The following is a 15,221-nucleotide window of genomic DNA, read 5'->3' as shown; positions in this document are numbered from 1 at the left end:
AAACACAAAGGTAAACACAATGAAAAAGGTACGATTTGGTGTATTTGGTAACATGGGCCCTGAAGCGGATGCTCTGTTCCAAGATATCGTCGCTAAGAAAGAGATTGAACACGGCGCGCTTAAAGACCAAGACCACATGGCCATGATTGTGGTTAAAAATTCAGATATCCCAGACCGCTCTGAAGCAATTAACGAAGGCGGTATCGACCCTGTTCCAGAGCTAATTGAATCCGCGTGCATTTTAGAACACGCCAACGTTCAATTTGGCGTTATGACCTGCAACACCGCTCATTATTTCAGACCTGAAGTTCAAAAGCATACCAATGTTTATATCGTCGATATGCTTCAAACTACGGTTGATCAAATCAAAGAGCAGAATCCTGAATCTATTGTCGGTATTTTATGTACTAACGGCACATACAATTCGGGAATCTATGACCGTTACCTAACTAACGCCAATCTGGTATTCGTTAAGCCAGATTCTTTTGAGCAAGAACATAACGTTCATAGCGCTATCTATGGCGAAGTAACGGGCGAGATGACTGCGTGTGGACAAGCAATCCGAGAAACCAACGGCATTAAAGCGGGCAAGTTTGACCGTAATGCGGCACTTTTAGCTGTTGCGGTTCAAAGTATCGTAGAGAAGGGCGTTAACACGGTTATTTTGGGGTGTACGGAACTTCCTTTGGTTAGAAAGCAACTTGAAACGGCATTTCCAACAGTCACTTTTATTGATCCTATGGAAGCCGTAGCTGAGCGTGTCGTTGATGTTTATCGTCTCGCTGAGCAGTATGTTGAGCGTGGACATGTGGATTACGACATTAACGATGTCGATTCGATTTATACAACGTTAGATATGGTGAATTACGTAGCCAAGAGAGCGATGACCTACCGTCTGTAGGCTCAGATACGTCTATTTGAAACATGAGAAAGCCGCGAATTACGCGGCTTTTTTGCATTTGGATTGGTGAAAGATTAAAAATTAAAAGTGAAAATTCGAAGCTCGACACTTAAAGCTCGAACTCGCCATTCATTTTTCGAAATAACCAATCCGGCACCTTGTTCCACGAACTGTAGTTCGGATCCTTTGTATGGACTTGATCCCCTGAAGCCCAGCTCGTCTCACCTGATTGTTCTCGCGACACGGCCCAGAACAAATCCTCTTTCTGATGCGTTAAGTAGTGTGTCACTTGCTTCGCAAACTCTTCACTGTCAATCAACACACCAAACTCAACGTTGAGAAAGTCTGATCTTGGGTCGAAGTTAGAAGAACCAATATAGGTTACACGCTCATCTAAAATTACAGTCTTGTTGTGGTAGTAGGTATCAACATGAAAGTAGTGGTCATCATTGATAGCTTGGCTTTTGTACTCGTAGATACTTATGCCTTTGTCGAGTAGAGTCTCACGGTGTTTTTCGTAATACGCAGGAACAAAACCCGAATCATTAGATGCCGATGAATTCGTCAGCAAGGTGACTTCGGCTTGGTGCTCTTTAAGTGCATCGATGAATACAAACTGGTTATCGCTTGGCACCATGTAAGGCGTAGAAATCATAGCCTTAGAAGGTGTCGGTACTTTCTGCTTCATTAAATGCTCTGTACGCTGACGAAAGTAGGGCTTGTTGTCATTGAGCTTCTCTAATGAATCAAATAAAGGCGTTACCGATGCTTTAATAAATCTTGGTTCGTTCAAGTGATTTATCTGTAGCTCAACATCGAAAGTGATCGGCTTTTTATTCTTCTCACCTTTATTTATAGCCTTGGTAAACGCTTTGTATTGGCCTTGTTCTTTGACTTTGATTCGCTTTTGAATTGGCACGACATATTGGCTTTCCCAAAGTGTTTGGTAATTGTTGTCGAAAGACGCGATTACATCACCTCGAAACAAAACGTCCATATCAAAGAAATTGGCATTCTCGCTATAGCCAAAGTAATCATTGCCGATGTTTCTTCCGCCTAAAATCATCGAGTGATGATCAACATTGAAGTACTTCTCGTGAAGCCGATTATCCAGTTGTTTTTGATGAGTGGAGAAGTTGAACGCACGACCAATCCAGCCAGCTTTACGTGATTCAAAAGGGTTGAACAGTCGAATCTCAATATTGGGGTGTGAGTCTAATTCCGCTAACCACTTATCATTAAAAACCAGTAGGTCATCTAAGGTCAGTCGGACATGAACCTCACGATCCGCCGCTTGCTTGAGCTCGTTTAGAAGCATCAATCCAAGCGTGTCACGCTCCCAAGAGAAGTAGGTCATATCAATTGAGTGTTGTGCTTGGCGAACGAGCTCGATACGGCGAGCAAAGGCCTCTGGTGCAGTCGGGATCAGGTACACCTCAGTGTGATGTTCTGTGCTTTGCCAGTTTGCTTCAAAGTCAGGTTCAACATCGGGGTATGGTTGGGCGCAGCCTGTGACCACAGTAATCAACATCATTGTGCATACGGTTTTTAGTTTGCTAAGTGTCATAACTACCTGCGTTTGAACGTAAAATTTGAATATAAAAACGGCCAGCGAGCTGGCCGTAAAGTAGGAAGTGTGTTGAGAATGTTTAGTTTAGGTACCACTGCCAAGGCATAAGGCCTTCCTCTGCTAAACCGGTTAAGCGACCTTCACGAAGCTTAGGGTCAACACCTGGGTTTGTGACATAGTCCCAGTCTAAGGTAGTACTGTTTTCGCTGAAACCTGCACCATCAATTACGAGCACATTGTCGGCAGCGTCGCTGTACTGTTGGACTTCGAACAATTTATCGCTAAACCAAAGACGCGACATTTCGTTCATTAGTGCTTTATCCTTGCTTGATGGTCTTACTTCACTTCCATCAAAACGCACGGCTTTGTTAAACACAAACGGCAACTCTGAACCGTTACACGCACCGCTGATACAACCAATAGTTTTAAATAAATCGATAATAGATAGCTCACCATTTGGCAAGGTATTGTAGTTCCACATGTTAAAGCTTGGCTTGTGCTCAAAGTGGTATAGCGTTGCTTCTACTTCGTTGTTTGCTGCCATATGACGAGCTGGACCATTGAACAAAGTGTCATTTAGCAAGGTTTTAAATTGCTTCATGTTGTCAAGAGCGCCACCTAAGCTAGATTCTGAGTTAGGGTAGAAATCAGTTAGAGCTAGAATATCTTGGGTTTGTTGGTGGCTCGTGATATCAACAATGTCGACTAAACAACCGACGGTACCCGTAATGTCATTGGTATCAATGCATTTAGTCATTTCTACTAGATCTCCTTCTAGTTTGGCACCATAAAATAAACCCGCTACTGCACTGTAGGCACTACTTGGCAATACAAGCTCCGCTGAAACTTCATCACTTGCTTGCTCAGATAGTTTTTGCTGCAGAAGAACGATGTTGTTTTTATCTTCTAACCAATTAACTATCGCTAGAGCAAGCTTTGTTGGGTCTTCATTAGTAAGCAGTTCAGTTTCATCATTTGTTAATAACTCGATGACCGTCGGAATTAAGAACGTAGCGGTAAAGAGCATGCCAAAGCTGTTCGCTTCATGTGCATTTTGACCTAGGACAGTTGGTACTGAGAATCCTGCTTGCATTGGTGATTCTGCTGATTCGTTACAGCTACCAAGAAAACTAGTTTTTTCACACAATATGTATGGAGCAAAAGGCATCAGGTTTGACATTGGAGTCTCATCTGCTGTTGGGCTCAGAATGGGGATTTGCAAAGAACCTAACAACCAATTCTTAAGCTGTTCAATACCATTCAAAGCCGTTTCTTGTGACGTCATGATCTCGTCGATCGAAGTGTCTACGTCAAAGTCATTGTTGCGGTCCTTAGCCACGTCATAACTAGGATACTCAAAACCATAAGGGTTACTCTGCATGATGGCTCGTTGGAAATATTGACCTGCGATATCTTCATCTTGCTGTAAGAAACCAATAGACATAGCACCAGAACCTTGCCCCATAACCGTCACGTTTTGAGCATTACCACCGAAGTCAACGATATTATTGTGTACCCACTTCAAGGCACGCTTTTGGTCGCCTAAGCCATAGTTGCCATCTTGGTTCTCGCCTTTAATCCATTGAGTACCTAACTGACCAAGACGGTAGTTCAAGCTTACATAGATAAAAGGATTGCCTTCACTAGCACCTTGAGCCACAACATTATCGCCTTGAATCAGAGGCTCAGCACCTGAGCCATATTCAAAGTCACCACCGTGGATGAATACATAAACCGGTAGATCTGCATCAGAATCTACGCCTGCTGGTCGCCAGATATTGAGGTTAAGGCAGTTCTCATCTTGCGTTTGTGATGTCGTTTTTAGTTGAGGACAAGCATAACCAAACTGAGTCGCATCCAAAGCACCTTCAACAAGGTTTACAATTTCACTGTGCTCAAAGCGCTGAGCCTCGGCGTATTGAATCCCTTTGAAAGATTCAACAGAAGCCAGTTTGTCGTCTTCGGTATTCGAAGTTACAACCAGTTCTTCTTTGGTCGCTTTAATCGTTACGTTACCGATTTGAGCATCAAATGGTTTAGCAGGTGCAGGAATTAACGCTTCTGGCTCGTTTGGTAATGGAACAGTAGGGGCAGTATCAGTATCGCAACCTGCTAAGGCAGCAGCAATTGTAAGAGCGATTATTGAACGGTATACAATAGTCATAAAAAGAGTTTCCACAATAGTATTCGGTGCAGTCTGTTTCATCGTCATCTACTTAGATAACAGAGCTACAAAGTTTCTTATCAAGAACAACCTGGCTTTAAGAGCAGGGCTGGTAATCAAAGTTCGGTGACTAGAATCGGTAGCCAAGATTCAGCGTTACAGCCGAACGAGTTTCGCCTTTGTTGTACAACACAGTCATGTTGTAATGCTTGCCGATCTGTTTGTTAACGCCAGTGAGGAATGCCCACTGATCGATGTCGACACCAACGTCATAATCAAATTCGATGTCATCGGTTTTTACGGTGCCTTGCATACGTGAATTTAAACCTTGATATTCAGCGCCAACGAAAAACTGAGCTCGATAATCGACTAATTGGTAACCCAACATAGGTTGAACCGTAACAATGCCATCGCCCCAGTCGTCTAATCCTTTAAGACGGGTTTGTGAATAAGTGCCAGTAACAGAAGCAAAGAACTCTTTGTAACCAACGGACAGTGTTGTACCCATACCGCGTAAGTCATACTCGAGATGAAGTGGAACATTTAAACGACCACGGTTGCACAGAGCTGAAACTTCGCTACAAAGTAGGTCACCTGCGCCATCAAATCGATCATTGAGCTTGTCTCTTAAGTATTCACCTGCTGCGCCGGTATAAGAGGCATCCACGTTCGCATCAACGTTTACCTTTCCTACATAACCGAATACATTCCAGAATGGCAGGATATTTACGTCACCGCGTATCGAAAGGCTTTCCGCTTTTACCGTCGCAACGCTATCTTCCGGGTCAAATAAGTCATTCAAGCGCACACCACCAATCACGTAATCAGTCATTGGAATGTCCATGTCTTGGTTGCGATAAGCTACGGATACACCGAATGGAAGTGGCATATCGATACCTTTACGACGGACCATATCACCCATTAAAGGGAAGACTCGGTCTAGCTTTACGCTTGCCTCTAACATTCTTGGGTCTGATACTTCTTGAAGCCTTGCTTCGTTAAGCACCTGTATGCCGTTATCGTCTTCATAAAACGCGACTGGCTCGATTATGCTTGTCATCTTCACTGGTTTGTTCTTGGTTGTACCAACGACTTCAGTTGTTTTACTCGCGATGACTAACTTACCCGACGGTAAAGTGTGAAACTCAATCTCTTGCTTATAGCTTTCTACCTTGTATATGTGGTGTTTAAACGGCTTTTCATTGCTGATCAGCATGCGTTTTGGTTCACCGTTGACTAACTCAATGTTGACATTCAAAAAACGGAAATATGCGATGTCTTGAGGTAGTCCATACTTCGAATAATCGAAGCTGATGATTACTTTGTTATCGTCGATTTCTTTTACGCGAACCGAAGATGAATCAAAGCTTTCTGCATAGTCACGTAAACGATATTCGGTGCGTGTGAAGGCTTCTATTTCATCGAGTAGGTTTTCGTTATCGTCCAGTTCTTCTGGGTTATATTTGATACGAAGATCGATGTTGCCTTTAGTGTCGGTGTTCTTAACGAGATAGACGCTTGAGTCACGAACTTCATCACCAATTTGCAGAGTACGATGTGCGTGTTCAACTAGGTGTTCGCCCTGTACGAGTGAACTGATTGCTAGCTTTGGTAAATCATGACTGATGCCATATTTGTCAAACAGTGCTCGACCTTTTTCCATGACTTCGCTGTAAGTCTTGGTTTCTGCTGCAGACGCAAAGGCGGGTGTGGTAAGTAATAGGGCGCTCGCTAACACAGAAAGAGTATGGGCCTTACAGGCGCTGGTGCGTATTTCAAAAAAACTCATGACGGTTTCCACGCTGAGTGGCCTCAAACCTTCGAGACTCAAACAGTCGATGTAATACTGAACGTCGTGTTCAGTTGTTATGTATTTATCCGTTAGGATTGTTCGTGTGAATGTCGCGACTAAATATGTATTGCGTCAATCAATGAGAGGATTTTAAGAGGAGGTCGCAGATTGCGTTAATCGCGTTTGATGGACGCTATCCTCACTTAGTAAGAATTAACGCTAATCGACTGATTTATAATGATTTAAAACAGATAACAAAACGGCCTGCTAGGTAAAAATACTTGGCAGGCCGTTCTGTTATGAGAGACTTAGCGTATCCAGTTCTAAGCGGTTACTTTTACTCTGAATAGATCAGTAAACAGCTTCGCGATCATTAAAATGATCAAGATATTCACCAGCATCAACAGTGGTGTTTCTATTCTATAAACCGGAGTGAGGTTAAGCGCACCAGATGTAAGAACAACCAACAAATTGATACCTAAAATTCGATGTATCATGAGCTTAGGTGTCGCGAACACTTTCCATATCACCATAATATTAAGGAAGTAGAATAGTCCCAGTTCCCATAGTTCTGTCATTAATGGCATCACAAAGATGTATTGCAACAGAATCACAGATCCTGTTCCCAACACACCATAAAAAGCGTCCTTGATAACGCTTGGTGGCATGGTCGGCACCATAGAAGAGAATACACCGGCTAACATAGGAAATATAAAACCACCTGGTATTGGAAGATAAATCCAAATCAACAGCGATGTGATAAACATCGACACGCCTTGCAGCACTTTGCGCCCATCTTCATTCAAATGTTCAACAAACGTGCGATGTGCATGATGCCAAGACACTTCTTTATGATCGCCCATTACATTGAGTTCACCTTCAACCAGAGATTGATCTGGTGTTAATACATCAAACGTTTTCAAGTTGTGAGTAAGAACTGCCCATTGGATACCCACGTCTGATTCGCTGTTACTTTGTTTGAGTAATGTATCTTGGATATGTGCCATTTCATCGATACGCAAGCGCCATGTTTGGATGTTCTCTTTAAGGTGGTAACTTCCGGTCAGTGGCAGATCTAAAAGTTGATACAACTTATCAATATTTGCGGTATTGCTTTCAAGTCCGGCAATGTCGATGTCGTCTGTTTTTTCCATCGCATCTAACAACACTTGTTTACTGGTTTCGAAACGTTGTACAAAGTTGAGTTCAGTATTCACAGGCCAAACGATGCGATACACAATCGAGAACACAACAACACCTAATAGTGTTTCTTGAAGTCGAAGTACAGCAAAGTGAAAGGTGGTTTGGCTATCAAACCCGCCCATACAAGCAACAATCGAACACACGGCAAATCCTATTGAAAAGATATAGCCGTATTTCTCGTCGCTCGACATGAAGATACATACCCCAAGGAACAGGGTGAAAAATGTTAGAAACAAGAAGCGATCTTGAGAAAACATGGCGATAAGGAAAAAGGCATAACCGGTCCCTAACAAGGTTCCCATTAACCGGTTATGGCCTTTGTTTATTGCATGGGCGAAACTCTCATTCAATGCCATCACTGCCACGGCTATCGCAGCCCAATACGGTTTTTCCCAACCAAACCACAACGCTAGGCAGATTGCGATAACGATAGAGAGTGCGGCTTTAAGCGCGTCTTTAGTCGATGCAGTGAACATAAGAATCACCTAGCTATTTTTGATTATTTTAATCGAGGCAGTCATACCAACACGCAGTTGTAAGTCTTCTGGTATGTTGTCTAACTTCACTTTGATAGGGATGCGTTGAGCTAGACGTATCCATTGAAAGTTTGGATTCACGTTTGGCAATAAATCATTACCTGTGCTGCCGTCTTGCTTAGCTATACCAAAACCTATACTTTTGATATGACCTTCTAGTTGAACATTGTTGTGCATCATCAAGGTGACATAGGCTGTATCCTGAGCGTCGACGCCGACTAAATCTGTCTCTTTGAAATACCCTTCAATCCAAAAGCTATCTTCATCAATTAACGCAACCACAGGTGAATTCGCGACAACTTGAGAGCCCACGCGTAGGCTCAGATTAGTGATGTAGCCGTTAGTCGGCGCGTATACCTTGGTGTACTCAAGATTTAGATGTGCTTCTTCTACGTTAGCTTTTGCCAGTTCCACATTCGCGGTGCTAGTTTCTACTGCGTTGTTTAAGTTGTTTAGAGTAAGAACGGGCACAGCACCGGGCGTTCTTTTCTCTAAATTCAACGCGCGTTGTTCTTCATTTTTGGCTTTGGCGAGTAGGGCAAACGCTTGTTTTTGAGTCGCAAGTGCTTTTCTGTAGGTCGCTTTGTAAATACTCGGATCGATTTCAAAAAGAAGATCGCCTTTTTTTACTTTCGAGTTGTCTTCGACATGCACTTCAATCACTTGACCCGTGACTCGAGGTGTAATCGAGACAATATAAGCACTCACTTGTCCGTCTCTGGTCCATGGGTTACTTGAGTACGACTGGTAATAGCTATAAACCACAGTTCCCGCAGCAGCCAATAATAAAAGTGTGATGAGATAACGTTTGATCACAGTAAGTGCCTCAAAAAATGGTAATAAAATGGCCGATAGCGCCAGTAAAAATCACGATCAAGCTCAGTTCTGCTATTGCAGGAAAGGCGACGTACTTATGAAGGCCAAACCTGGTAGCGATTGACCCTGTTAGCATTGTCAATATGTAAGCCAGTGCGATAACCAATAACAGCGGTGGGAAGTAGACTTCACCCCACACAAGTTCATGTGGCATTGTGTTCATGGTTCTGTTCTCTATTTGTTTGATGAATGCAACGATAACGGAGTTCGATTTATTGTGATAATCGCTTATAGAGGACTATATCCATCGAATTCGTTGGATATTGAGTTACATGATGATTTTGTTTTCCATTTCGATGAAACAGTGATAAGTGGGTACGAACGAAACTAGTCGTATAGAATAAAATCTAATATTAAAACTATTATTAGAGATACTTATTTTTCTTTAAATTATTGATGTGGAGAGAGGCATTTTTTATCGGTATTAATTGGAGATTAAGTGAGGGGGGAGCGAGATAAAAATTATAAACGTTAGGAAATTGTTTAATATTGTGGATTTTAGCTGAGAGTATGTAAGGCAAGAGTTACGCGCGCTCTTGCTTACATAAAACCATTGAACTCTGCGGTAACGTAAAAGAAGTTACCTTTCTAACGATGCAAGTTTTATCGTGATATCACTGTCACCGTAACCTTTATTGTCACTGTCACCGTAACCTTTATTGTTACTTGCTTGGGTAACCATTAAACTCTAATTGCTTGGATATATTTATGCAGTAGCTCCACATAGTGAGCTTTTTTCTCTTCATCAAATCGAATGGTAGGAAATGAAATTGAGACACTGGCAATTACGGTACCAAAACGGTCGTAAACTGGAGCTGCTATACAACGTAAGCCTGGCTCTTGTGCTTCATTATCTTCGCCAAAATGCTGTAGCTTAATCGCTTTAAGTTCATCGATAAGTTGCTCGACGTTTTCGAGGGTATTTTTTGTGCTTTTCACAAACTCGGTGTCTGCTAGCTGAGTGTGAACGAATTTTTCGTCACTTTATGCCAATAGAGACATATGGGTGACCTGTTTTTATATATGTCGCCACTTTGTCGCCATTGTTCTCCTGAAATTTTTTAAATACTTGCTTTCAAAAAACTTATTTCGCTAATGTATATAATGGCTTCACTAATTCAGTCAGGTCTAGATCTAACACCAATCATTACTCACCACTACAAAGTGGACGACTTCCAGAAAGGCTTCGACATGATGCGCTCTGGTATGTCAGGTAAAGTAATCCTAGATTGGGAATAATCTTTAACTGAGTAACAAGATATTAGAAAGGCGACAGTTATTACTGTCGCCTTTTTTGTGTCTAAATTTTATCTCAAGCTGTCCATCCAACCTCATGTCATATCCATCCCTAACATTTATAAAAATTAAATTGATCCAGCTTATATAAATCACTTTGTCATTTGGTATAGAATTCGGTTAATACAATTGCGAGTTTTAATACGATATGAATTCAAACCTTAAAGATATATTCGATAAAAGCCGTCAAGAACTCCTTGATATGGGGCTTAGAGGGAATACATTACTTAATGTCGGCAAGGGAGCCAAGATTCTAGACATTGTTGACGAAAAGTCTGAGCAGGTGTTTGAGCACTTGGTTGATGAGTCAAAAATGATGTCATTCCTACCAGCTCCTGACTCTCTGGATACAGAGGACAACAAGTCGATATCTTTAACTGATTTGACTACTCATCTTGAAGAACAGAATGGTGACAAGAGGCACTCAGATAATGCCTTACAAACTCAGTTATTTAGAAAGCCATTAGACACTCGATTACTAAAACTAAGCACAGAAGCCACCATATTTGTGCAAGAGCAAGGGGTTGATCTTCTTTATCTTGCGATGGGGTTTGTTAAGTGGTTTGAAGATGATAATTCAGACAAGCCTAGATACGCTCCTTTAGTGCTAGTTCCTGTCGAAATTTTTCGAGAAGATGCGGGTGATTCATACAAAATTAGCTATACAGAAAATGAGCTAGGAACAAACCTAACCCTTGCAGCCAAACTGAAGATGGAGTTTGGTATTGCTCTACCCGAATTTGAAGAGGGAGATAATGGCTATGATTTCCAAGGGTACTTAGATCTGGTTGCTGCGGCTATTGCAGGAGAAAAGCGTTGGTCAGTCGAGAGCAATAAAATCGTACTGAGCTTCTTCTCGTTTGGTAAATTCCAGATGTATCAAGACTTATCAGATGATGTTTGGCCTGAGGGTAAGAAACCATCGGAAAATAGCTTGATCCAAAAGCTGTTCACCGAAGGTTTTGAGCGTGATGCAACCTTGCTTGATTCAACACCAATGGACGTAAACCGTGTTGAAGAAGTTCAACTTGTTTTAGATTCTGACTCAAGTCAAACAGAGGCGGTTCTAGCTGCGAAGTCAGGGGCGAATCTTGTGATTCAAGGGCCTCCAGGTACAGGTAAATCTCAAACCATCACCAACATCATCTCTCAAGCTTTAGCTGACAATAAAAAGGTGCTGTTTGTTGCTGAGAAAATGGCAGCGCTTGATGTCGTTAAACGCCGATTAGATAACTGTCACATTGGTGATTCAGTTTTAGAGCTTCACTCACACAAGGCGAACAAGAAGGCAGTTCTTTCTTCATTAGAAAATACACTGATGCAGCATGCTCCTGTTACCCCTGAGAGGAGTGAAGATATTGACCGCTTGGTTTCTCTTCGTAATAAATTGGATGATTACTGCCAGTCGGTGAATGAGAGCATCGGCAATACAGATGTCAGCTATCATGATGCTCTAGGTTATAGCTCACAGTTAGAGCGAATCATTACCGATGCTTCAATCGAGTTAGATGAGCTGCCTCGTATCGACTTTGATTTAAACGTTTGGGATAAGAGTTACTACCTGTCAGCTCTTGTTAAGATCACGGAGGTCGTTGATTACTTAACTGAGCACGCTGCACCAAGCCTGAATCTGTTTTCATCTACTAATCTTAAAGATTATTCGCCATCAGATGACAAGTCGGCACAAAAGCTTGTTGCTGAAGTCGTGCAAACACAGCAAGAGATCATTGACCAAGTTAAAGCTCTTCATGCCTGTGCTGGTTACGTCTCACCGATCGCTACCTATACAGATTGTATTTCAGTGCTTGGTGGCCTATCCCTTATTGCAGATAGACCCGAGCTTGAGAGTGTTGATGGAAACGCTCCTGCTTGGGAGTCGAAAGGCGATACGATACTCGATTTTGCGCTTCAAGGTGCAACGCTACAAGATCAAAAATCCGAGCTTTCAGAGCACTTTGTCGATATTGCATTAGATTATGATTGGATGCCAATTCGTGGCTCGTTGCTTACAACAGGTCAAAAGTGGTGGCGATTCCTATCTGGCGATTACGGTAAAGCAAAAAGCACCTATGCAGGCATGTGTAAACATGGGCTTGCTGGTGGCGCAAGTGAATGGATTGAGAAGATTGATGCGATACTGGAGTATCGCTCGACTCAAAAAAGCTTTATTGAATCTGCACAACTGGCAATTGATACTATCGGCAGTCATTTTAAAAATGAGAGTACCGATTGGAAAGCGATACTAAAGCCGCTTCAATGGGTGCAGCAGTGCCACTCAGGCATTAAGTCGGGAACGTTAGACCACAGTGCAGCGCAATACCTAGACCCATCAAAGGAAATTTCTTTTACTACCACAGAGCTTGATAAGGTTAATGCACTTATCGAAAAGCGCACGAACGTAATCAATGAACTCGCATCACTGCTGGAATTGGACCTCAGTTCCTTTGTTGAACGATGTGATGCCCTGCAATGTGAGGAAGTTGAAACGATTGAGAGTGATATTCAGAAGTTCTACCCATTAACACGTTTTAATCGTTTAGGCTCAGATCTTGATGCCGTTGGACTTTCTGATTGGAGACAACAGGCATTCACTTGGACGCAAGAGTCCACACTTATTCAAGATTGCTTTAAATCCACTTACTACAGTTCGCTTGTCGATTACCAATATGATGCACGAGATGAAATTCGCTACTTTGATCGTGTTGAGCATGAAAAACAAATTGAACAGTTCAGTGATATTGACGGTCAATTGTTCCATTTTTCGCAAGAATCTTTGGTCAAACAGCTTTACGATAATCTACCGAACCCATCAGCAAGAGGTGAGGTAGAAACGCTAAGACGTGAGTTTAATAAGAAACGCCGCCAAATGCCGATTAGACGTCTGCTCAATAAGTCGGGTCGAGTGATCCAGCAGATCAAACCTGTCTTTATGATGAGTCCTATGTCGATTGCAACCTATCTAGAGCCAGGCGTTGTTGATTTCGACTTGGTTATCTTTGACGAAGCGTCACAGGTTAAAGTTGCCGATGCACTTGGAGCCATTCTGCGTGGTAAACAGGTTATCGTTGTTGGTGATACGAAACAGATGCCACCAACCAGCTTCTTTGGCAAGCAGTTAGTCCTTGACGATGATGAGGCTGAAGAGAGCTTAACGGCTGATATGGAAAGTATTTTGGGGATGTTCTTAGCGTCAGGTACGCCAGAAAAAATGCTTAAATGGCACTACCGTAGTCGCCATGAGTCGTTAATCGCGGTGTCAAACCAAGAATTTTATGACAACAAACTGATGATTTTCCCGTCATCTGGAATTAACCCTAATGCAAAAGGCTTGAGCCTCAATTACTTGCCGAGTACCACTTATGACCGAGGTGGTTCAAGAAGCAACATAGATGAAGCCGCAGCCGTTGCAGAGACGGTAATTAAACACGCTAAAACAACACCAAACCAAACACTGGGCGTTGTTGCATTCAGTACAGCCCAACGTGATGCAATCTTGCTAGAAGTTGAACGATTGAGAAAGGCGAACCCAGATCTCGAACACTTCTTTGGAGAGCATGAAGAAGGAGAGGACTTCTTCGTTAAGAACCTTGAAAACGTACAAGGTGACGAACGTGACACTATCTACATAAGCATCGGTTATGGCAAGACGAATGAAGGGCGTTTACCAATGAGTTTTGGGCCACTTAATGGTGAAGGTGGCGAGCGAAGACTTAACGTTCTTATTTCACGTGCTCGTATGTGCATGGAAGTATTCAGCAACTTTAAAGGTGAGGAGATGCCAACCACTGACGCATCTCCATTTGGTGTACGAGCGCTGAAAAACTTCTTACATTACGCTGAGACAGGTGACTTGGTTAAGAGAGAAGAAACAGGTAAAGGGCCTGATTCGCCATTTGAAGAAGAAGTTATCTCTTCAATTCGTTCGTTAGGCTATCAAGTTCAACCACAAGTCGGTTGTGCAGGTTTCTATATTGATATTGCAGTGAGAGATCCACATAAACCTGGTCGCTATATGCTTGCAGTCGAGTGTGATGGTGCAACTTATCACAGCTCTAAGAGTGCGCGAGACAGAGATCGCATCCGTCAGAGTGTGCTTGAAGGGTTAGGTTGGCGTTTCCACCGTATCTGGAGTACTGATTGGTTCCGCAATCGCCACAAAGAGACTGAAAGGCTAGGTGATTCTATCAAGTCCGCTATCGCTTATTATGAAGCCTATGACTCTGAGCTTGTTGCTGAAGAGGTGACAAAATCAAAACCTAAGGCAGCCATTGAAAGGGTAGAGGTCGAACATCAAGCATCTGCTGCTGTTTATCAAGTTTTACCAACAGAAAAATTGTACCTAGGGCTTGGTGATGCGATCCCGGATGTCAGCACGGCAACCTTGGCGGAAGATATTTTGAAAGTGATCGATTTTGAATCTCCTATCCACGTTAAACAACTAAGCATTCGTCTGTTGTCAGCGGTTGGCAGTTCACGAAGTGGCGCACGTATCAATCGAGCAATTCTAGATGGGGTTGGCTTACTCAATAGACAAGGTAAAGTCGAATTAGATGGTGAGTTCATTGTTGCCAAAAGCCAAGACGAAATTACGATTCGTAGCCGAGTTGATTTGCCATCAAATGAACGTAAGTATGACCTCATCTATGACGGAGAGATTGCGAAAGCCGCAATAGATACCGTTAAAGATACTTTCTCAATATCAAGCGATGATTTAGTAAAGTCAGTCACAGAAGTTTTAGGCTTCTCGAGTACAAGTAAGGCTATGAAAGCCCGAACTGAATCAATATTGTTGGAGCTAGTTAACTCAGGTACTTTGAGCATTCAAGGTGATGTAATTCAGGCTTCGACATGATGCGATCGGGTATGTCAGGCAAAGTAACCCT

Annotated in this window: 8 protein-coding genes and 2 pseudogenes; 3 read left to right on the top strand and 7 right to left on the bottom strand. The window is 42.5% G+C overall.

Annotation, left to right across the window (positions count from 1 at the left end; genetic code table 11):
- Nucleotides 1–19 precede the first annotated feature (19 nt).
- Nucleotides 20–901 (top strand): amino acid racemase, encoded by an 882-nt coding sequence (locus tag L3V35_RS21645; protein ID WP_237300634.1) that lies wholly within the window; start codon nucleotides 20–22, stop codon nucleotides 899–901.
- A 109-nt stretch (nucleotides 902–1,010) separates the two neighbouring features.
- On the opposite strand, the gene L3V35_RS21640 is transcribed toward L3V35_RS21645, so the two are convergent.
- From L3V35_RS21640 to L3V35_RS21610, 7 genes and pseudogenes are all read right to left on the bottom strand, one after another.
- On the bottom strand, nucleotides 1,011–2,468 hold the full coding sequence (locus L3V35_RS21640) for a phospholipase D family protein (protein ID WP_237300633.1): 1,458 nt from the start codon (nucleotides 2,466–2,468) through the stop codon (nucleotides 1,011–1,013).
- A gap of 82 nt (nucleotides 2,469–2,550) precedes the next feature.
- On the bottom strand, nucleotides 2,551–4,635 hold the full coding sequence (locus L3V35_RS21635) for a carboxylesterase family protein (protein WP_237300632.1): 2,085 nt from the start codon (nucleotides 4,633–4,635) through the stop codon (nucleotides 2,551–2,553).
- A 130-nt stretch (nucleotides 4,636–4,765) separates the two neighbouring features.
- Nucleotides 4,766–6,424 carry a hypothetical protein gene (locus tag L3V35_RS21630; RefSeq protein WP_237300631.1) on the bottom strand — a complete coding sequence of 553 codons (1,659 nt, stop codon included), beginning with the start codon at nucleotides 6,422–6,424 and terminating at the stop codon, nucleotides 4,766–4,768.
- Nucleotides 6,425–6,750: 326 nt separating this feature from the next.
- Nucleotides 6,751–8,106: an FUSC family protein gene (locus L3V35_RS21625; protein ID WP_237300630.1), complete on the bottom strand. Its 1,356-nt coding sequence runs from the start codon at nucleotides 8,104–8,106 to the stop codon at nucleotides 6,751–6,753.
- A 9-nt stretch (nucleotides 8,107–8,115) separates the two neighbouring features.
- Nucleotides 8,116–8,982 (bottom strand): HlyD family secretion protein, encoded by an 867-nt coding sequence (locus L3V35_RS21620; RefSeq protein ID WP_237300629.1) that lies wholly within the window; start codon nucleotides 8,980–8,982, stop codon nucleotides 8,116–8,118.
- A 10-nt stretch (nucleotides 8,983–8,992) separates the two neighbouring features.
- The gene (locus L3V35_RS21615) at nucleotides 8,993–9,205 is read right to left on the bottom strand and encodes a DUF1656 domain-containing protein (protein ID WP_010429574.1); all 213 of its coding nucleotides are present in this window, start codon (nucleotides 9,203–9,205) and stop codon (nucleotides 8,993–8,995) included.
- Nucleotides 9,206–9,704: 499 nt separating this feature from the next.
- Nucleotides 9,705–10,038, bottom strand: a pseudogene (locus tag L3V35_RS21610) (IclR family transcriptional regulator C-terminal domain-containing protein); the annotation flags it as partial.
- A gap of 102 nt (nucleotides 10,039–10,140) precedes the next feature.
- Here L3V35_RS21610 and L3V35_RS21605 point away from each other — a divergent pair.
- Nucleotides 10,141–10,281 (top strand): annotated as a pseudogene (locus tag L3V35_RS21605) (L-threonine 3-dehydrogenase); the annotation flags it as partial.
- A 205-nt stretch (nucleotides 10,282–10,486) separates the two neighbouring features.
- Nucleotides 10,487–15,190 (top strand): DUF3320 domain-containing protein, encoded by a 4,704-nt coding sequence (locus L3V35_RS21600; protein ID WP_237300628.1) that lies wholly within the window; start codon nucleotides 10,487–10,489, stop codon nucleotides 15,188–15,190.
- Nucleotides 15,191–15,221 lie beyond the last annotated feature (31 nt).

This window comes from Vibrio sp. L5-1 (assembly GCF_021728315.1).
Lineage (GTDB): Bacteria > Pseudomonadota > Gammaproteobacteria > Enterobacterales > Vibrionaceae > Vibrio > Vibrio splendidus_K.
This window is presented reverse-complemented; position numbering and strand designations above follow the sequence as displayed.